Below are 21,106 nucleotides of genomic sequence, written 5' to 3' on the forward strand. Positions count from 1 at the left end.
TGATGAAAAAACTAAAAAGAAAGAGTTTAAACCTTAAAAAATATGAGAAAAAGTATGCAATGTCTATATTTTTTCATCTCGTCATAGGCTTTTTAGTTTATGTATTTAAGCCTTTAGCCTTGCTATATATGCTAGGTATATTTGTTTATTTTATAGCAAAAATTACAAGCAACCCACAGCAGCCATTATTAGTTTTAAAAGCAGCTGCTTATATTACGGGTGCTGAAGTTTTATTGAGGATGACAGGTGGTTTTGTCTTTTATGAAACAGGCAAGTATGCAGTGGTTTTATTTATGCTTTTCGGAATGTTTTATCATGGTTTTAAAAAGAAAGCAATTGTCTTTATCTTTTATATCGCAATGTTGTTACCGGCTATTTACGTAACTTTTTTAGAAATAGGCTACGAAGTAAGCTTTCAAAAGTATATTTTATTTAATCTTTCTGGACCTATCTCTTTAACTGTGGCAGCTTTGTTTTGCTATGGTAGAAAATTGTCTTTACAAGATTTTTTTAAGATCATGGATATCATGATTCTTCCTGTCATTTCTATGACAGTTTATTTGATTTTCTACACTCCCGATTTGGAATCTGTAATTGTAGGTTCACAGAGTAATTTTGCAGCCTCTGGAGGTTTTGGGCCTAATCAAGTATCAACCATTCTAGGTTTAGCGATGTTTTATATTGGTACAAGACTCTTTATTCCTTATAAGTCTAATTTCTTGCAAATTTTGATGATTATTTTACTTGTCATAATCAGCTTTCGAGCTTTAGCAACCTTGTCTCGTGGAGGGGTTTTAACAGCTGCAATTATGCTAAGTGTATTCGTTTTATCGTTGTTGATTTATGCTAAAGCAAAGATTAAGGTACAAACAAGTTTTAAGCTTTTACTGCTGATGTTAGGGGTTGTTGTTGTTATTATTTATACAGCAGCTCAAACCAATGAACAACTTTATAATAGATACACCAACAAAAATGCTTCAGGTATTGAAAAAGAAGATGTTTCAGCTGGTCGCTTTGATGTAGCTAATGCAGAATTAGAAATGTTTGAACAAAATCCTGTTTTTGGTGTTGGTGTAGGAATGGGTAAAGATTACAGGTTAGCCAATGATTTAACCGCTGCCTCACATAATGAAATCACTAGAGTTATTTCAGAACATGGAACATTGGGTCTTATCTCTTTTTTAGTTTTACTTCTTGTTCCAGGGTTTAAAATTCTTTTAAATCCTAGAAATCTATATATGATTCCTTTAGTTATTTTTTGGGGAGCCACCATCAACCACTCCGCGATGCGTGTGGCTGCACCAGGTTTTATCTATGGTTTGGCATTGTTAAGCGTCACTTACCCAACTAAGAAATCAAAGAAAGCACGTAAAAATAAAATTCATGCCCAAAAAAACATTGCTTTATCTCGGTAATATGCTTTCCAAAAGCGGAAGTAATGTCACCTCTATAGAAACTTTAGGTTTATTCTTAACAAAAGAATCTTATTCTGTGATAAGATCTTCATCCAAAAAAAATCAAGCTCTACGCTTGTTTGATATGCTTTCTGCTATTCTGAAGTATCGCCATAAAGTTGATGTCGTGCTGATTGATACTTATTCTACACTAGGATTTTGGTTTGCTTATTCATCAGCGCGCTTATGTCAGATTTTAAAGATTCCATATATTCCAATTTTAAGAGGAGGAGATTTGCCTGAGCGTCTTAAAAAGAGTCCTGAGTTATGTCAAGCTTTGTTTAAAAATGCCAAAATTAATATTGCACCCTCTGCTTATCTGATGCATTATTTTAAAAAAGCTGGCTATAGCAATTTGACATATATTCCGAATACAATTGAAATCTCAAATTATCAATTTAAAAAACGTAAACATTTATCGCCCAAACTTTTGTGGGTGCGCGCTTTTGTTGATATCTATAACCCGCTATTAGCACTCAAGGTTTTAGAAGAATTACTAAAGACTCATCCAGATGCTGAGCTCAGCATGGTCGGCCCTTTTAAAGATGAAACCATCGATGAATGTCGTGCTTACGCAGAAGAGAATAAACTTCCTGTCACATTCACAGGAGGCATGCCAAAAGAAGATTGGTTGGCTTACGCTGAAAATTTTGATATTTTTATCAATACCACAAATGTGGACAACACACCCGTTTCTGTCATTGAAGCCATGGCATTAGGCTTGCCAGTTGTCAGCACCAATGTTGGCGGATTGCCTTTTATGTTAGAACATCAAACAGATGCATTACTGGTCAAACCAGACTCAAAAGAAGAGATGACCTCTGCAATTCAGTCACTTTTAGACTCTTCAGAACTCAGTCAAAACATCACCGCCGCTGCCAGAGCCAAAGTTGAAAAATTCGACTGGGAAGTTGTGAAACATCAGTGGTTTGAAGTTTTAAGTTAATAGTGAGTAGTGAGTAGTGAGTAGTTAGTAGTGAGTAGTGAGTAGTGAGTAATTCAGAATTCAGAATTTAGAGAGCTTAAAGCCTACCGCTTATAGCATAAAGCAAAAAAACGATTTCACGGATCAACGATTTTACCCCGAATAACTCGGGACTAACAAATCATGAGATTCTGATCCCGACCCTTCGGGGCAGAATGACAAATAACCGACAACCGAGAACTGACAACAGACAACTGAAAACAGACAACTGAAAACAGACAACTGAAAACAGACAACTGAAAACAGACAACTGAAAACAGACAACTGAAAACAGACAACTGAAAACCGAAAACTGAAAACCGAAAACTGATAACAGAGAACAGAGAACGGACAACTGAGAACCGAATCACAAGTCACAGACAACCGATTTAGTCTTGGGTCAAATGGTCTTGAGTTGGTAGTGGATAGTGGTGAGTAATTCAGAATTCAAAATTTAGAGAGCTTAAAGCCTAAGCTTAGAGCTTATTACCTAAAGCAAAAAAACGATTTCACGGATCAACGATTTTACCCCGAATAACTCGGGACTAACAAATCATGAGATTCTGATCCCGACCCTTCGGGGCAGAATGACAAATAACCGACAACCGAGAACTGACAACAGAGAACTGAGAACGGACAACTGAGAACGGACAACTGAGAACAGAAAACTGAGAACAGAAAACTGAGAACAGAAAACTGAGAACAGAAAACTGAGAACAGAAAACTGAGAACGGCCTACTTTTCATGTTTATTCAAAAACAATAAAGATGCGCCGCAAGGGCTTGAGAGCAATGCGCTAGTGAAACGGTTCGCGTTGTGGGGCAAAGCATCTTTAGCTAGTTTTTAGAAACAGGAAAATAAGCCTAGACTTTTTTCTTAGTTTTTTTGGCAATGAAAAAAAGTAAAGAATATAAATCGTAGTTCTTTTCATTTTGCCTTGACGCAAAACGAAACAAAAAGTCAAGATTAATTTTAGGAAATTTTTGTTTCGTTGCTCTACGCAAAACCCCTGCTGGCTTTTTCGCTTCATGCTTATCACTATTGTGATGCATTTCCGCGAAAGGCACAGGTATTTCTTGAAATTAGTCAATTGAGTTATATTGAAATTTTAGAGTCAAATAGAACCGGCAATTGATAACCGATAAGTGAGAACGGTTAACTGATAACCGAAAACAGAGAACTGAAAACTGACAACCGAGAACCGACAACTGACAACTGAGAACCAATTCACCATTCACGAATACACGAATAGTCGAATACACGAAAAACCAGATATTAGACAATAGATGCAAAATATAGGAAATAAGAAGCCGAAATTGAAGTCGAACTTGAAAATTGGGAAGTAACTGTCAGTTCGAGTATTTTTTTTGTAGTGATAACGGAGAAAATAATGTATCGAGAACAGAATTAGTCTTGGGTCAAAGAGTCGTGGGTCAACTCTAATCAGGGACATTCAATGAGAGTTGATAAATTCTGAATTTTGAATTTTAAATTCTAAATTGAAAAGGCCTACAGCCTAAAGCCCAAAGCTTAGAGCTTATTACCTAAAGCAAAAAAACGATTTCACGAATCAACAAATTCACGATTTGTTTGCCAGACTATTTCTTATATTATTCTGTTTAAAAGATAAACAGACACTAGATATGAGATGCTAGATTTCTAAAATCTGATATCTTAAAACCTATAGCTTAAAGCCCAAAGCCCAAAGCCTACAGCCTAAAGCCCAAAGCTTAGAACTTATTGCCTAAAGCAAAAAAACGATTACACGAATCAACAAATTCACGATTTGTTTGCTAGACTATTTCTTATATTATTCTGTTTAAAAGATAAACAGACACTAGATATGAGATGCTAGATTTCAAAAGTCTTATGTCTAAAACCTGATGTCTTTATAAATCGTGAGATTCTGAATAAATATCTCCTATCGTCGATGTTTTCCAGAATGACAGATATTTTGCAAGACACGATTACACCATTACACGAATACACGAAAAACTATAACCGATCAACTAACAACAGAGAACAGAAAACGGTAAACTGAAAACCGACAACCGAAAACTGATTTAGTCATGGGTCAAAAAGTCGTGGATCGTGTGTCCTGAGAAATCGAACTGATAACAGAAAACTGATTACCGAATAAACGAATAGTCGAATAAACGATTACACGGAAAACGAAAAACTATAACCGATCAACTAACAACAGAGAACAGTCAACTGATAACGGTCAACTAAAAACGGTCAACCGAACAACCGACAACAGAAAGCTGAGAACCGAAAGCCGACAACTGAAATAGTCGTGGATCAAATAGTCGTGGGTCGTGAGTCTAATAAACAAATCACCATTCACCAATCACGAATCAACGATTTTACAAATGGTCAAATCAACAAATCCAACTTTTTTTGTTAACTTAGAATATCAAAACAAATTGATGCATTTTAAATTCGCATTTCTTTTATACCTAACAATACAAATTTCTATGGCACAACCTCAGATAAGCTATTTGGCACTCGGTGATTCTTATACCATTGGTGAATCCGTATCACTTCAAAAATCTTGGCCTCATCTCTTAATGAAAGACTCTCAAGAACATGATTTCAATATTAAAAACCCTAAAACCATCGCTAAAACAGGCTGGCGAACCGATGAACTGATTTCTGCTATTGCATCTGAAAATATCGCTGATGCTTCTTATGATCTCGTTTCTCTTCTCATAGGTGTTAACAATCAATATCAATCAATTGCTTTAGAAGTTTATAAAGAAGAATTTCAAGAACTTCTCAATAAAGCGATTCACTTTTCAAAACATAAAACCAAAGGTGTTTTTGTTGTGTCAATCCCAGATTATAGCACGACAACATTTGCCAAAAAATCTGATAAAAAAAACATCAGGGAAGAGCTTAACCAATATAATGCTTACGCAAAACAACTCTGTGAATTATATGAAATTCCATTTTATGATGTTACTGATCTTTCATCTGAAATCAACTCTGAAAAAGAAATGTTAGCTGAAGATGACTTGCATCCTAGTGCGAAGCAATATCAAAAATGGGTGAATCATTTTATAGAAAATTTTAATAAAGATTTTTCACATTTAAAGCATGAATGAAGATTTTTTGCATTACGTCTGGCAGTATCAAAAGCTTGATACACTTCACCTTCAAACAACAGATGGTGAAAAGCTGCACGTGATCCAAAAAGGCTATCATAACAAAAGCGAGTCTGGCCCTGATTTCAAAGAAGCCATTATAGAAATCAATGGTCAGAAGTGGGCAGGACAAATTGAAATTCATATCAAATCATCAGATTGGTACGCGCACAAACACGAAACAGATTCAAATTACAATAATGTGATTTTGCATATTGTATGGGAACACGATCTTGAAGTTTTTGATTTCAACCAAAATCCAATCTCAACATTAGTTATTTCTGATTTTGTGAACGCTGAAGCCTTAAAAAATTATAAACTTTTGCTCTCTCAAAATGATAAAAAGTGGATTAATTGCGCTCAAGATTTTCACACATTTTCAAAATTCACTTTCGATCACTGGTTGGAACGGATTTATATTGAACGCTTGGAAGAAAAATCTCAATTGGTTCAAGATTTATTGGTGAAAACCAAAAACCATTGGGATGCTGTGTGCTTTCAATTCTTGGCTAAAAACTTTGGACTGAATTCCAACGGAAATCAATTTTTGAATATTGCGCAAAGCTTTGATTTTAAAATCATACAGAAATTACAAGGGAATCAATCACAAATAGAAGCGCTGATAATTGGTCAATCTGGTTTACTTCCTGAAGATTCTCATGAAATTTACGTCAAGCAGCTCCAGAAAGAGTATCAGTTTTTAAAAGTGAAATATGATTTAAAGCCGAGGCAAGAAGCATTGGAGTTTTTCAGGTTACGACCTTCTAATTTTCCCAGCATTCGATTGGCACAATTAGCAGCATTATTGTCTAAATCAAGTCATCTTTGTGAAACATTGATGCATATCGATTCTCAAAAGTCGGCAAGAGATTTCTTTAAGGTTGAAGTGTCTGATTTCTGGAAAACACATTATACTTTTCAAAAAGAGTCTAAAAAGTCACCTAAAAAATTAAGTCATTCTTTTGTAGATTTAATGATGATCAACGCGATTATTCCTTTAAAATTCGCCTACTATCAGCATTTAGGGCAATTGGAATTTGAAGAGCATATCTTTAAATTGATCAATAGCATTAAGCCAGAACAAAATTCTATTATTCAAAAGTTTGAAAAACTGAGGCGTCATCAAATGAATTCAGCTCTAGAAACACAAGCCTTGATACATTTAAAGAAGAATTATTGTGATCTTAATCGCTGTTTAAGTTGTAATTTTGGACTCAAATTAGTGAGAGGATGAATAAACAAATCGAAAAGCTTCGTTTTTTTCTAGAGCGACGTGGGTTTTATGTCAGCAGTCGTTTAGCTGATCGTCTAGGGATCAGAGCTAAGTGGGTACGTTTGTTTTTTATTTATAGTTCTTTTGCAACTTTCGGAATTGGTTTTGTTGCTTACTTAATTTTAGCTTTCTGGTTGAGGCTTAAAGATTTAGTTTCAACAAAAAGAAGCTCAGTTTTCGATCTTTAAAGAATCCGTTGATATTAAGCTAGATTAAATCAATTAATTTCTTAGATGAGATTAAACAATTTTATATATTGCGATGTATTTTATATAAAATTAACATTCAGATGACCCATAGATATTTCCTATTACTACTCATTTCTTTTTTAAGTTTAACAAGTTTTTCTCAGGAATTAGAAGTTAAAGCCGATTTAATCAATCCTTCAAAAACGATTAATGACGGACAAATAGAACTTCATGTTTCCGGAGGTCAAGAACCTTATGAATATTTTTGGTCAAACCCAGACACGCCTTTATCATCATCAATTTCTACAAACTTGGTTGAAGGTATGTCTTATACAATTGTGATTGAGGATGCTAATGGTTTGAAAAAAGAGGTGACTTATGAATTAAAAGCAGAGTCAATTACAGAGAAATTAAACGGAACGCTAAAGCCAGCAGTTGATGGACTTGGTTCAGTTTTATTCTGGGATCCGTTTGCTGCAGTCGGAATTTATGATCCTGTGATGTACTCTGATTCAAAACTTATTTTTGTACCAGGCTGGACAGCTGGGACTTCAAATCAATTTAAATTAAAAAAGTGGTTGGTCAAAAAGGGAACTCGAATTAATGAAGGAGATCCTATTGCGATAATCTCAAGAGGAGACTTGGGTGATGTTGAAGTAAAAGCCACCACATCTGGTCAACTGAAACATCTTGTTGAAGAAGGAGAGATGATTTATAATCCTGACAATAAATCACATGTTATTCAACAAAATGCGCATAAATTTGCTGAAGTAAAATATGATGAACCAATAGCTTTACTCAATGCTAATGGCACTAAAAAAACAAAAGGAATACCCTTTATTGTCGTTTGGCTAGTTTTGGGAGCATTATTTTTTACTTTAAAAATGGGCTTCATCAATTTCAGAGGTTTTAGACATGCGCTTGATTTAGCAAAAGGAAAATATGATGATCCGAACGCGCCAGGTCGTATTACGCATTTTCAAGCTTTATCAACTGCTGTTTCTGCAACAGTTGGTTTAGGAAATATTGCGGGTGTTGCTGTTGCTGTTTCTTTAGGTGGTGCAGGCGCTACGTTTTGGATGGTTGTTGCGGGTTTGCTCGGGATGTCATCTAAATTTGTAGAATGTACACTTGGTGTTAAGTACAGATTTATTGGTAAAGAGGGGCGAATCTTTGGAGGCCCGATGAACTATTTGCGTTATGGTCTTGAAAAGAGAAACCTGACGAAACTGGGTAAATTTTTAGCAGCCTTTTTTGCTGTTCTTGCTATTGGCGCTTCTTTTGGAGGTGGAAATATGTTCCAGTCCAACCAATCTTATGCCATATTGTCTAATCAAATTCCATTTTTAGATGGCCATGGATTTGCTTTTGGTGTTTTCTTGGCTATCCTTGTTGGTGTTGTTATTATTGGCGGAATCAATAGTATTGCAAACGTAACTGGTAAAGTCGTGCCTGTCATGGCTTTGGTTTATATCATCGGCGCATTAATCGTTATTTTTATCAATATTGAAAATCTTGGACCTGCAATTTCAGCGATTATTAATGGTGCTTTTTCACCAGGCGCGCTTAAAGGTGGCTTTATAGGTGTTTTAATTGTTGGTTTCCAGCGTGCAGCTTTCTCAAACGAAGCTGGTGTTGGTTCTGCTGCAATTGCTCACTCTGCTGCAAAAACGCATCATCCACCTTCTGAAGGTTTTGTTGCTTTATTGGAACCATTTATCGATACAGTTGTCGTTTGTACCTTAACAGCTTTGGTATTGATTTTTACAGGAATGCACGAAGTGGAAGGTGTTTCAGGTGTACAGTTGACAACTGATGCTTTCGGTAGTGTGATTTCTTGGTTTCCTTATGTGTTAGCATTGGCTGTGTTCTTATTCGCTTTTTCAACAATGATCTCTTGGTCTTATTACGGAATGAGAGCTTGGTCTTATATTTTTGGAAGAGGAAAGAAGACAGAATTTGTTTATAAAATTTTATTCTTGCTTTTCATTATCGTGGGGTCTTCTGCAAGTTTAGGCGCAGTTCTTGACTTTTCAGATATGATGATTCTTGCGATGTCATTCCCTAATATTATTGGACTTTATATTTTATCAGGAGAAGTCCGTAAAGACCTACGACAATATTTATCAGATTTAAAAACAGGTAAGCTTTTTAAGAAGAATGCTTGATTAAAATAAAAAATATGAAACTTAAATCCCATTTTGTGATGAGTAAAACTGATCGAAATGGGATTTTGATTTTTATCGGCATCTTGATTATCGGCTGTGTTGGCATTTATCTCGTTAATACTTATTCAAAACCTAAAGACATATTTCAACTTGACAAGAAAGCACAAGACCGCATGAATGTTCTTTTGGATTCGTTAAAAAAAGAACAAAACAAGCCTTATGTTCCGAAAATTTATCCTTTTAACCCTAATTTTATAACCGATGAGAAATCTTATCGTTTAGAGATGAAGCCTGCTGAGTATGATAAATTAAAAGCTTATAGAGAAGCTGATCAATGGATCAACTCTGTGGAAGATTTTCAGAAAGTGACAGGTGTTTCTCAAACTTGGCTGAATAAGTATTCTAAATACTTTAAATTTCCCGATTGGGTGATTGAGCAGCAAGCTAGAGAGCGAGAAAACAGAAGGTCACAACCAAGTGAATTGAGTTACACAGCGAAAAAAGATTTGAACAAAGTTGAAGCTGATGATTTAACTGAGATATCTGGAATTGGCTCTGTTTTGTCTCAACGTATCTTGCGTTATCGAAACAAAATAGGTGGCTTTAGGGGTGATAGTCAACTCAAAGATATTTATGGTTTAAAAGCAGAACTTGAAGCAAAGATTCTTGCAAAAATGACTGTAAAGTCTGGGAATGAAATTCCTAGAATTAACATTAATAAAGCAAGTGTAATCGAATTAGCAGATGTTCCGTATTTCGATTATGAATTAGCGAGAGAAATTAATACTTTTATCAAATTAAGAGGTGGTATTGAAAGTTTTGAAGAACTGTCTAAAATTCAAGACTTTAAAGCTTATCAAATCCCACAATTGAAACTATATTTAAAACTAAAAGAGAATGAATAGATTGTATTTTACAGAAGAGCACGACATGTTTAGGGAAAGCTTGAGAGCTTTTCTTAAAAAAGAAGTTGCTCCTCATATTGATAAATGGGAGAAAGATGGCAAAATTGAGCGCTTTATATGGGAGAAATTTGGCGAAATGGGTTATTTCGGTTTGGCTTATCCAGAAAAGTATGGCGGCTTAGATCTTGATTTATTTTATACAGTGATTTTACTTGAAGAGCTTCAGCGTATCAATTCTGGCGGTTTTGCTGCTGCGATTTGGGCACATGCTTATTTGGCCATGACACATGTGAATAAAGAAGGTTCTGATGATATCAAGGAGAAGTATTTAGCGCCTTCTATCGCTGGCGAAAAAATAGGAGGCTTATGTATTACAGAGCCTTTTGGTGGATCTGATGTTGCAGCGATGCGATCAACAGCTAAAGACGAAGGTGATCATTATATACTTAATGGATCGAAAACATTTATCACAAATGGTGTTTACGCGGATTATTTAGTGATTGCAGCAAAAACTTCCCCAGAGAAAGGAGGTAAGGGCATCAGTATGTTCATCGTCGATAGTGATACGCCAGGCATCAATGCAACTAAATTAAATAAACTTGGGTGGAGAGCTTCTGACACTGCTGAATTATCTTTTGATAATGTCAAAATACCAAAGTCTCAATTGATGGGGGAAAAAGATATGGGTTTTCCATACATCATGCAACACTTTGCACTTGAGCGTTTAATTATGGGAATCAACGCACATGCAAGAGCAGAATATGCGATTGAATATACCTTGCAGTATATGTCCGAACGCGAAGCATTCGGCAAGTCAATCAATCAATTTCAAGCATTGCGTCATCGCATTGTTGAACGCGCAACAGAAGTTGAAATTTCTAAAAACTTTAATTACACAACAGCTAAACGCTTAGATGCGGGTGAATATGTTGTAAAAGAAGCAACGATGTCTAAATTACAATCGACTAAAGTTGCTGATGAAACCATTTACGATTGTCTTCAGTTTTTAGGAGGTTATGGTTATATTGAAGAATATCCGCTTGCAAGAATGCTTCGTGATAGCCGACTTGGTCCTATAGGTGGAGGAACTTCAGAAATACTCAAAGAAATTTTATCAAAAATGATAATTGATAATAAAGATTATAAACCTGCAACTTAATAAATTGTACTTTAATGAATAATTTGAAGCAGTTTCAGTTGATGAAGCTGCTTTTTTTATGAATTTAGAATAAGCTATAAATTGTCTAAATTTGTCAATATGGATTACGTTTCTAAATTTCTTGATTATTTAGCTTTCGAAAAGAAATACGCCAAGCACACCTTGACAGCTTATCGCGCTGATTTGCTCTCTTTTCAGAAATATGTGATTCAAACATATGATTCAAATCAGCTTGGTGAGGTTCAATACCCAATGATACGTTCCTGGATAGTTGATTTATTTGATCAAGATCTCAGTAAAAGTACGATTAACCGAAAGTTGACAAGCCTTAAGGTGTTTTATAATTACTTATTTAAAATAGGTGAGATCAAGAAAAGCCCGATGGCCTCTCATAAATCTCTTAAAAGTCAAAAGCAGCAAGAGTTAGCATTTAGCTCAAAAGAAATCAATGGTGTTTTTGATTTGTTTGACACAGAAACATGGCAAGGACAAAGAGACCAGTTGATTGTTGAAATTCTTTATGCAACAGGAATGCGGCGCCAAGAATTGATGAATATTGAAATCTCCGACATCAATTTTTCTCAAAAACAAATCAAAGTTCTTGGTAAGAGAAACAAAGAAAGATTAGTACCAGTATCTGAAAATCTATTAGAAAAAATAAGAAACCATATCAATAGAGAGAATGATAAGGCCGAATCTAGGACAACATATTTAATCACAACAGAGAAAGGCAAGCAAGCTTATCCTAATTTGATTTATAGAGTTGTCAACTCTTATTTCAAATCGGTTTCTGTCAAACAAAAATGCAGTCCTCATATGATAAGACACAGCTTTGCAACGCATTTACTTGAGAAAGGAGCAGATTTAGTATCGATTAAAGAATTGATGGGGCACGATAGTTTGGCATCTACACAGCATTACACAAAAAATAATTTAGTTAAATTGAAGCAAGTCGTTAGGAATAAGCATCCTAGGTCAGTTTTTAGAAATAAAAATGAAAAAAAGTAAAAAAAATATGTTTTTTATTTTGCAGATTTAAATATCGGACATATATTTGCACTCCGTTAAACGAAAGTAGTTTTGACATATTGAAAAGCCGATGTAGCTCAGCTGGCTAGAGCAGCTGATTTGTAATCAGCAGGTCGTGGGTTCGAGTCCCTCCATCGGCTCACAATTACTCGGGGAGATACTCAAGCGGCCAACGAGGGCAGACTGTAAATCTGCTGTCTTTCGACTTCGCAGGTTCGAATCCTGCTCTCCCCACAACCAAGTCGGAAAAATGAAGAATACGCGGGAGTAGCTCAGTTGGTAGAGCGTCAGCCTTCCAAGCTGAATGTCGCCGGTTCGAACCCGGTCTCCCGCTCTTTAATTTTTTGCCGACGTAGCTCAGGGGTAGAGCGTTTCCTTGGTAAGGAAGAGGTCACGAGTTCAATTCTCGTCGTTGGCTCATATAAGTCTCAAAATTTATTTTGGTGACTTTTACGTGGTTAATAATATTGAACACTATATATAAACTAAGATTATTAAATAATTACTACTATGGCAAAGGAAAATTTTGATCGTTCCAAACCGCACTTAAACATTGGTACGCTTGGTCACGTCGATCACGGAAAAACGACATTAACTGCAGCTATTACTAAAGTACTTGCTGATAAAGGTTATTCAGAAGCTAGTGCTTTTGATCAGATTGATAACGCACCAGAAGAGAAAGAGCGTGGTATTACTATTAACTCTTCTCACGTTGAGTATCAAACTGCAAATCGTCACTACGCACACGTTGACTGTCCAGGTCACGCCGATTACGTAAAGAACATGGTAACTGGTGCTGCTCAAATGGATGGCGCTATCTTAGTTTGTGCTGCGACTGACGGTCCTATGCCACAAACACGTGAGCACATCTTATTAGGGCGCCAGGTTGGTATTCCTAAAATTGTTGTTTTCTTGAACAAAGTTGACTTAGTAGATGACGAAGAATTATTAGAATTAGTTGAAATGGAAGTGAGAGATTTGCTTTCTTTCTACGAATATGATGGTGATAACGCTCCTGTTATTTCTGGTTCTGCTCTTGGTGCTTTAGATGGTGATGAGAAGTGGGCTGAAAAAATTATGGAGTTGATGGATGCTGTTGATGAGTATATCGAGCAGCCAGAAAGAGATGTTGACAAAGATTTCTTAATGCCAATTGAAGATGTATTCTCAATTACAGGTCGTGGTACTGTTGCAACTGGTCGTATTGAGACTGGTGTTGCTAACACGGGTGATACAATTGATATCATCGGAATGGGAGCTGAAAAATTGAAATCAACAATCACAGGGGTTGAAATGTTCCGTAAGATTCTTGATAGAGGTGAAGCTGGTGATAACGTTGGTATCTTATTGAGAGGTATTGAGAAGTCTCAGATTACACGTGGGATGGTTATTACAACTCCAGGTTCTGTTACGCCTCACGCTAAATTCAAAGCAGAAGTTTATATCTTGAAAAAAGAAGAAGGTGGTCGTCACACGCCATTCCATAATAACTACAGACCTCAGTTCTATGTAAGAACAACTGATGTTACAGGTACAATATCTTTACCTGATGGTGTAGAAATGGTTATGCCAGGTGATAACTTAACGATTACAGTTGAATTGTTGCAAGCAATTGCTTTAAATGTTGGATTAAGATTCGCAATTAGAGAAGGTGGTCGTACAGTTGGTGCTGGTCAGGTAACTGAAATTTTAGACTAATTTAGTCTGTTAGAATATATGAAATTAAGGTGTCTATTCGGCACCTTAATTTTTTTGACTTAAATTGTTTTGTATTTAAAATATTTTTAGTTTATTTGCAAACCAATAATTTACGGGTTTAGCTCAGTTGGTAGAGCACTGGTCTCCAAAACCAGGTGTCGGGAGTTCGAGCCTCTCAACCCGTGCAAATCTTAACGAAGATGGCAAATTTTAAATCATATCTATCTGGCTCATATGATGAGCTTAAAAACCACGTCACTTGGCCAACGGCTAGTGAGGCGCAACGACTAATGGTTGTTGTTGCAGTTTTTTCAATTTTATTCTCTTTAGCGATATGGGGAATCGATGAGCTTTTTAGTGGTCTTATCAAGCAGTATTATAATTGGGTAAAATTTTAATTGATGGCGGACGCTAGTTTGAAGAGGTGGTATGTTGTAAGATCTATTAGTGGATCTGAAAATAAGATAAAAGATTATATAGAGAAGGAAATTGCTTCTCAAGGTCTTGAGGAGTATGTTGACGATATCTTGGTGCCTACTGAAAAGGTAGTTCAGATTCGCAATGGAAAAAAAGTCAATAAAGAAAAAGTTTTCTTTCCTGGTTATATTATGGTTCAGGCCAATCTTGAGGGTGAAGTTCCTCACGTTATTAAAAATGTTAATGGTGTGATTGGGTTTCTAGGTGAAACCAAAGGTGGTGATCCTGTTCCATTGAGAAAGTCAGAAGTAAATCGTCTGTTGGGTCGTGTTGATGATCTTGCTGTTCAAAGCGAGACAGTTGCGATTCCTTATTCAATTGGTGAGTCTGTAAAAGTGATCGATGGTCCTTTTAATAGTTTCACTGGAACGATTGAAAAAGTGAACGAAGATAAAAGAAAACTTCAGGTTATGGTTAAAATCTTTGGTCGTAAAACACCAGTTGAGCTTAGCTATATGCAAGTAGAGAAAATATAAGTGTTACACTAAATAATGAATTGCAGGCAAACATTGCTTCCCTCTGTCTGTAATCCAAATTAAATTTAACAAAAATGGCAAAAGAAGTAAGTAAAGTAGTTAAGCTTCAGGTTCGTGGAGGTGCCGCTAACCCGTCGCCACCAGTTGGTCCTGCTTTAGGTGCTGCCGGTGTTAATATCATGGAATTCTGTAAGCAATTCAATGGTAGAACACAAGATAAAGCTGGTCAAGTTCTTCCGGTTGTTATCACTGTTTTTAAGGATAAGTCTTTTGACTTTATTATTAAGACTCCTCCAGCTGCTGTACAGTTATTGTCAGCATCAAAATCTAAAAAAGGTTCTGGAGAGCCAAATAGACAGAAGATAGCAAGTGTGACTTGGGATCAGGTAAAGGCTATAGCAGAAGATAAAATGCAAGATTTAAATGCTTTTACGATTGAGTCTGCAATGAAAATGGTTGCAGGGACAGCGAGATCTATGGGTATAACAGTAAAAGGTGATGCACCATTCTAAAATAAAGACAAATGGCAAAACTTACAAAAAAGAGAAAAGAAGCGATCAGTAAAATAGATAAAACATCTACTTATACTGTTGCTGAAGCAGCTGGTTTGTTGAAGGATGTTGTTTCTGCTAATTTCGACGAGTCTGTTGAATTAGCTGTTAAACTTAATGTTGATCCTCGTAAAGCAAATCAGATGGTGAGAGGTGTTGTAACGCTTCCTCACGGAACTGGTAAAGATGTTAAAGTCTTGGCTTTAGTTACGCCTGATAAAGAGCAAGAAGCTAAAGATGCTGGTGCAGATTACGTTGGTCTTGATGAGTACCTTGAGAAAATCAAAGGTGGTTGGACAGATGTTGATGTGATTGTGACAATGCCAAGTGTGATGGGTAAATTAGGTCCCTTAGGTCGTGTTTTAGGGCCAAGAGGTTTAATGCCTAATCCTAAAACTGGTACGGTAACGATGAATATCGCTAAAGCTGTTGCTGATGTAAAAGCTGGTAAGATTGACTTTAGAGTTGAAAAATCAGGAATTATTCACGCAGCTATTGGTAAAGCATCTTTTGATAAAGATCAGCTTGCAGGCAATGCAAGAGAATTATTAACGACATTGGTAAAACTTAAGCCTCAGGTTGTTAAGGGTACTTACATTCAGAGTATTTTTATGACAGCAACGCAGAGTCCGAGTATAGAAATCGATACAAAAAGGTTTACTGAGCAATAATTTAAGTTATGACAAGAGAAGAAAAATCAAAAGTAATTGAAGACATAACTGCAAAGTTAGCCGAAACATCGAGCATCTACTTAGCAGATATTTCTGGCTTAGATGCGGGTTCTACGACAGCTCTTAGACGTGCTTGTTTTAAGGCTGATGTGAAGCTAATGGTGGTTAAGAATACACTCCTTGCAAAAGCAATGGAGGCTTCTGATAAAGAGTTTGAAGAGTTAAATACAACTTTAGTTGGTAACACTTCAATTATGTTATCAGAAACTGGAAATGCTCCAGCTAAGATTATTAAAAATTTCAGAAAGAAAAACGATAAGCCTGTATTGAAAGGTGCTTACGTTGAAGAGGCCGTCTATATTGGTGATGAAAACTTAGAAGCACTTGTTAATATCAAGTCTAAGGAAGAAGTTATCGGAGATATTGTTGGCTTGTTACAATCGCCTGCTAAAAATGTTATTTCAGCTCTTAAGTCGAGCGGACAAACATTATCAGGTGTGTTGAAAACACTTTCAGAAAAAACAGAATAAAATACACTAAATACTAAATAATAATTTTTTTTAAAACGATAGAAAATGGCAGATTTAAAAGATTTCGCAGAACAATTAGTTAACTTAACAGTAAAAGAAGTTAATGAGTTAGCTGATATTTTAAAAGAAGAATATGGCATTGAGCCTGCTGCTGCGGCAGTAGCTGTTGCTGGTGGAGGTGCTGCAGATGGTGGTGCTGAAGCTGAAGAGCAAACAGAATTTGATGTTATTCTTAAAGCAGCTGGTGGTTCAAAATTAGCAGTTGTAAAACTTGTTAAAGAATTAACAGGTCAAGGATTAAAAGATGCTAAAGCATTAGTTGATGGCGCACCAGCTCCAGTAAAAGAGGGTGTTTCAAAAGACGAAGCTGAAGCTTTAAAAGCTCAATTAGAAGAAGCAGGAGCAGAGGTTGAGCTTAAGTAATTTAAGTTCACTTAGATTTATAGGTTTAGACCTCAGATATTAATCTGTAGGTCTAAACCATTTTGCGTATTTATACGTAGGGTGTGAAAACACATTATTTTTTGGTTAATTTTGCTTTTGAGAAAAAGCATTAAATTCTTTCTTTAGATGTTAGCATTGCAAAACAATCGTATCAGTTTTTCTTCGGTTAATCAACCCGATTATCCAGATTTTCTTGACATACAAGTCAAATCCTTTCAAGATTTTTTTCAACTTGAAACTAAGCCAGAAGAAAGATCTAACGAAGGTTTATACAAAACCTTCAAAGAAAACTTCCCTATTACAGACACAAAAAATCAGTTTGTATTAGAATTTTTAGATTATTTCGTCGACCCTCCGCGTTACTCTATTCAAGAGTGTATTGAGCGTGGTTTAACATATAGCGTGCCTTTAAAGGCAAGATTAAAACTTTACTGTACTGATCCTGAGCACGAAGATTTTGAAACTATCGTTCAAGATGTTTATTTAGGAACAATACCTTACATGTCACCTAGTGGTACTTTTGTCATAAATGGTGCTGAACGTGTTGTTGTATCTCAGCTTCACCGTTCACCAGGTGTCTTTTTTGGACAATCATTTCATGCTAACGGAACTAAACTTTACTCTGCCAGAGTTATTCCTTTTAAAGGATCATGGATTGAGTTTGCAACAGATATCAACTCTGTCATGTATGCTTATATCGACCGTAAGAAAAAGCTTCCAGTAACAACGCTTTTTAGAGCGATTGGTTACGAGCGTGATAAAGACATTCTTGAAATCTTTGACCTAGCAGAAGAGGTTAAAGTTTCAAAAACAGGATTAAAAAAACATATTGGTAGAAGCCTTGCTGCAAGAGTCCTAAATACTTGGTATGAAGACTTTGTTGATGAAGATACAGGGGAGGTGGTCTCTATCGAAAGAAATGAAATCGTTCTTGATCGAGATACAATTCTTGAAAAAGAACATATTGAAGAAGTTTTAGAAACAGGTTCTAAAACAATCTTACTTCACAAAGAAGACAATACAACTGGTGATTATGCAATTATTTATAACACATTGCAAAAAGACCCTACAAACTCTGAAAAAGAAGCTGTAGAGCATATTTACCGTCAACTTCGTAATGCTGAGCCGCCTGATGAGGAAACTGCGCGTGGCATTATCGATAAACTTTTCTTTAGTGAGCAACGTTACAACTTAGGTGAAGTTGGTCGTTACAGAATGAATAAAAAATTAGGTCTTGATATCAGCATGGAAAGTCGTGTATTGACTAATGATGATATCATCACTATTATTAAATATTTAATCGAGTTAGTTAACTCTAAAGCAGAAGTTGATGATATTGATCACTTATCTAACCGTCGTGTACGTACAGTTGGTGAGCAGTTATCTCAACAGTTTGGTGTTGGTCTAGCACGTATGGCACGTACGATTCGTGAAAGAATGAATGTTCGTGACAACGAGGTATTTACACCTATTGACTTGATCAATGCGAAGACGCTTTCATCTGTCATTAACTCTTTCTTTGGGACAAACCAATTGTCTCAATTTATGGATCAAACCAACCCAATTGCTGAACTGACAAACAAACGTCGTTTATCAGCTTTAGGGCCAGGAGGTCTATCACGTGAAAGAGCTGGCTTTGAGGTGCGAGATGTACATTATACGCATTATGGTCGTTTATGTCCTATTGAAACACCTGAGGGACCAAACATTGGTCTGATTTCTTCCATGTCTGTTTATGGAAAGATTAACTCGATGGGCTTTATCGAAACGCCTTATCGTAAAGTAGAAGATGGTAAAATTGATTTTGAATCAGAACCACTTTATCTTTCTGCTGAAGAAGAAGAAGATAAATTAATTGCTCAAGCAAATATTCCTTTAACAAAGGATAACGTGATTGATGCCGAAAAGGTTATTGCACGTATGGAAGGTGACTTCCCAGTTGTTGATCCTAAAGAGGTTCACTACGTTGATGTTGCACCTAACCAGATTTCATCAATCTCAGCATCTTTAATTCCATTCTTGGAACATGATGATGCCAACCGTGCTTTGATGGGATCTAACATGATGCGTCAAGCAGTTCCATTATTGCGTGTTGATTCACCAATCGTTGGAACAGGTCTTGAAAGACGTGTTGCACAAGATTCTCGAGTGTTGATTAACGCTGAAGGTCCAGGTGTGGTTGAATATGTTGATGCACGCCAGATCACAATCAAGTATGATCGTACTGATGATGATAGACTTGTTAGCTTTGATACTGATTCTAAAACTTATGATCTTATTAAGTTTAGAAGAACGAACCAAGGAACATCTATCAACTTGAAGCCAATTGTAGAAATTGGTGATCGAGTTGATAAAGGACAGGTTCTTTGTCAAGGTTACGCAACTGAAAAAGGTGAATTAGCACTTGGTCGTAACATGAAAGTGGCCTTTATGCCATGGAAAGGTTATAACTTTGAGGATGCTATTGTAATATCTGAAAAAGTTGTTCGTGATGATATCTTGACATCTATTCATATTGACGAGTACTCTCTTGAAGTCAGAGATACAAAGCTTGGTAATGAAGAATTGACAAGTGATATTCCTAACGTTTCAGAAGAGGCAACAAAAGACCTTGATGAAAATGGAATGATCCGAGTTGGTGCAGAAATCAAGCCAGGTGATATCTTAATTGGTAAGATTACACCAAAAGGTGAGAGCGATCCAACGCCAGAAGAAAAATTATTGCGCGCTATTTTTGGTGATAAAGCCGGTGATGTTAAAGATGCATCATTAAAAGCTTCTCCATCATTAAACGGTGTTGTTATTGATAAAAAATTATTTTCACGTGCTGTTAAAGACAAACGCCGACGTGCTCAAGATAAGCAAGAAATTGAGAAGTTAGAATCTAAATTTGAGGTGAAGTTTGAAGAATTAAGAAACATTCTTATCGAAAAACTTTTCTCTCTTGTTGGTGGCAAAACAGCTCAAGGTGTACAAAATGATTTAGGTGAAGATGTTCTTCCTAAAGGTAAAAAGTACACACAAAAGATGTTGAACTCAGTTGAAGATTTTTCTCATTTAACAAGAGGAACTTGGACAACAGATGCTAAAACAAACTCACTTGTTGCTGACTTGTTGCATAACTATAAAATCAAACAAAACGATTTACAAGGTTCTTTAAGACGTGAGAAGTTTACAATTACTGTTGGAGATGAACTTCCATCAGGAATTTTAAAACTTGCTAAAATTTATGTTGCTAAAAAACGTAAACTTAAAGTAGGTGATAAGATGGCAGGACGTCACGGTAACAAAGGTATTGTTGCTAAGATTGTACGTCAAGAAGATATGCCTTTCTTAGATGATGGAACACCGGTTGATATTGTTTTAAACCCACTGGGTGTACCTTCTCGTATGAACATCGGTCAGATTTATGAAACTGTTCTTGGTTGGGCTGGTCAAAAATTAGGTAAGAAGTTCGCAACACCTATTTTTGATGGTGCTTCTCTAGATCATATCAATGAATTGACTGACGAAGCTGGTATTCCACGTTTCGGACATTCATACCTTTATGATGGTGGTACAGGTGAGCGTTTTGATCAACCAGCAACTGTTGGTGTGATTTACATGCTGAAACTTGGTCACATGATTGAAGATAAGATGCACTCGAGATCTATCGGGCCTTATTCATTGATTACGCAGCAGCCATTAGGTGGTAAAGCACAGTTTGGTGGTCAGCGTTTTGGTGAAATGGAGGTTTGGGCACTTGAGGCTTATGGCGCATCAAGCACGTTAAGAGAAATCTTAACTGTTAAATCTGATGATGTGATCGGTCGAGCTAAAACTTACGAAGCAATCGTTAAGGGTGAGCCAATGCCAGAACCAGGATTACCAGAGTCTTTCAATGTATTAATGCATGAGTTAAAAGGACTTGGATTAGATATCCAACTTGAAGGGGATAACAAGTAATAATTGTTAGTAATAAATTTTTAGAATA

Annotated in this window: 17 protein-coding genes and 5 tRNA genes; all 22 read left to right on the forward strand. The window is 36.2% G+C overall.

Features of this window, described 5'->3' with window-relative positions; all coding sequences use genetic code 11:
• Positions 1-2: 2 nt before the first annotated feature.
• The 22 genes from BLV84_RS09280 (at position 3) to rpoB (ending at position 21,078) form a co-directional block, all read left to right on the forward strand.
• The gene (locus tag BLV84_RS09280; RefSeq protein ID WP_159429416.1) at positions 3-1,415 is read left to right on the forward strand and encodes an O-antigen ligase family protein; all 1,413 of its coding nucleotides are present in this window, start codon (positions 3-5) and stop codon (positions 1,413-1,415) included.
• Positions 1,384-2,400 (forward strand): glycosyltransferase family 4 protein, encoded by a 1,017-nt coding sequence (locus tag BLV84_RS09285; RefSeq protein WP_093244404.1) that lies wholly within the window; start codon positions 1,384-1,386, stop codon positions 2,398-2,400. The genes BLV84_RS09280 and BLV84_RS09285 overlap by 32 nt, the downstream gene beginning before the upstream one ends.
• 2,447 nt (positions 2,401-4,847) lie before the next feature.
• Positions 4,848-5,525, forward strand: coding sequence for an SGNH/GDSL hydrolase family protein (locus BLV84_RS09300; protein ID WP_093244490.1), 678 nt, complete (start codon positions 4,848-4,850; stop codon positions 5,523-5,525).
• On the forward strand, positions 5,518-6,798 hold the full coding sequence (locus BLV84_RS09305) for a DUF2851 family protein (RefSeq protein ID WP_093244407.1): 1,281 nt from the start codon (positions 5,518-5,520) through the stop codon (positions 6,796-6,798). Before BLV84_RS09300 ends, BLV84_RS09305 begins: the two co-directional genes overlap by 8 nt.
• Entirely contained in the window at positions 6,795-7,025 is a 231-nt protein-coding gene (locus BLV84_RS09310) for a PspC domain-containing protein (protein WP_093244408.1), read from the forward strand. The genes BLV84_RS09305 and BLV84_RS09310 overlap by 4 nt, the downstream gene beginning before the upstream one ends.
• 101 nt (positions 7,026-7,126) lie before the next feature.
• Positions 7,127-9,193, forward strand: a complete 2,067-nt coding sequence (locus BLV84_RS09315) for an amino acid carrier protein (protein ID WP_093244409.1) — start codon at positions 7,127-7,129, stop codon at positions 9,191-9,193.
• Between the two features lie 14 nt (positions 9,194-9,207).
• Positions 9,208-10,098 (forward strand): helix-hairpin-helix domain-containing protein, encoded by an 891-nt coding sequence (locus BLV84_RS09320; protein ID WP_093244410.1) that lies wholly within the window; start codon positions 9,208-9,210, stop codon positions 10,096-10,098.
• Positions 10,091-11,257 (forward strand): acyl-CoA dehydrogenase family protein, encoded by a 1,167-nt coding sequence (locus BLV84_RS09325; RefSeq protein ID WP_093244411.1) that lies wholly within the window; start codon positions 10,091-10,093, stop codon positions 11,255-11,257. Before BLV84_RS09320 ends, BLV84_RS09325 begins: the two co-directional genes overlap by 8 nt.
• Positions 11,258-11,356: 99 nt before the next feature.
• Entirely contained in the window at positions 11,357-12,265 is a 909-nt protein-coding gene (locus BLV84_RS09330) for a tyrosine-type recombinase/integrase (protein ID WP_093244412.1), read from the forward strand.
• A gap of 87 nt (positions 12,266-12,352) precedes the next feature.
• Positions 12,353-12,426: transfer RNA gene (locus BLV84_RS09335), tRNA-Thr, on the forward strand.
• 11 nt (positions 12,427-12,437) lie between these two features.
• Positions 12,438-12,520 (forward strand) — tRNA-Tyr (locus BLV84_RS09340).
• 27 nt (positions 12,521-12,547) lie between these two features.
• A tRNA-Gly gene (locus BLV84_RS09345) sits at positions 12,548-12,620 on the forward strand.
• A 12-nt stretch (positions 12,621-12,632) separates the two neighbouring features.
• Positions 12,633-12,704 (forward strand) — tRNA-Thr (locus tag BLV84_RS09350).
• Positions 12,705-12,796: 92 nt separating this feature from the next.
• Positions 12,797-13,984: an elongation factor Tu gene (tuf, locus tag BLV84_RS09355; RefSeq protein ID WP_093244413.1), complete on the forward strand. Its 1,188-nt coding sequence runs from the start codon at positions 12,797-12,799 to the stop codon at positions 13,982-13,984.
• 112 nt (positions 13,985-14,096) lie between these two features.
• A tRNA-Trp gene (locus BLV84_RS09360) sits at positions 14,097-14,169 on the forward strand.
• A gap of 15 nt (positions 14,170-14,184) precedes the next feature.
• Positions 14,185-14,382: a preprotein translocase subunit SecE gene (secE, locus tag BLV84_RS09365; protein WP_093244414.1), complete on the forward strand. Its 198-nt coding sequence runs from the start codon at positions 14,185-14,187 to the stop codon at positions 14,380-14,382.
• Positions 14,383-14,385: 3 nt separating this feature from the next.
• Positions 14,386-14,937 (forward strand): transcription termination/antitermination protein NusG, encoded by a 552-nt coding sequence (nusG, locus tag BLV84_RS09370; RefSeq protein ID WP_093244415.1) that lies wholly within the window; start codon positions 14,386-14,388, stop codon positions 14,935-14,937.
• Between the two features lie 74 nt (positions 14,938-15,011).
• Positions 15,012-15,449, forward strand: a complete 438-nt coding sequence (gene rplK / locus BLV84_RS09375; RefSeq protein ID WP_093244416.1) for a 50S ribosomal protein L11 — start codon at positions 15,012-15,014, stop codon at positions 15,447-15,449.
• A gap of 11 nt (positions 15,450-15,460) precedes the next feature.
• Positions 15,461-16,159: a 50S ribosomal protein L1 gene (gene rplA / locus BLV84_RS09380; RefSeq protein ID WP_093244417.1), complete on the forward strand. Its 699-nt coding sequence runs from the start codon at positions 15,461-15,463 to the stop codon at positions 16,157-16,159.
• Positions 16,160-16,167: 8 nt separating this feature from the next.
• Positions 16,168-16,689 (forward strand): 50S ribosomal protein L10, encoded by a 522-nt coding sequence (gene rplJ / locus BLV84_RS09385; protein ID WP_093244418.1) that lies wholly within the window; start codon positions 16,168-16,170, stop codon positions 16,687-16,689.
• 45 nt (positions 16,690-16,734) lie between these two features.
• Positions 16,735-17,112, forward strand: coding sequence for a 50S ribosomal protein L7/L12 (gene rplL / locus BLV84_RS09390; RefSeq protein ID WP_093244419.1), 378 nt, complete (start codon positions 16,735-16,737; stop codon positions 17,110-17,112).
• A gap of 147 nt (positions 17,113-17,259) precedes the next feature.
• Positions 17,260-21,078 (forward strand): DNA-directed RNA polymerase subunit beta, encoded by a 3,819-nt coding sequence (rpoB, locus tag BLV84_RS09395; protein WP_093244420.1) that lies wholly within the window; start codon positions 17,260-17,262, stop codon positions 21,076-21,078.
• The last annotated feature ends 28 nt before the right edge of the window (positions 21,079-21,106 follow it).

It is taken from the genome of Psychroflexus halocasei, from assembly GCF_900107595.1.
Lineage (GTDB): Bacteria > Bacteroidota > Bacteroidia > Flavobacteriales > Flavobacteriaceae > Psychroflexus > Psychroflexus halocasei.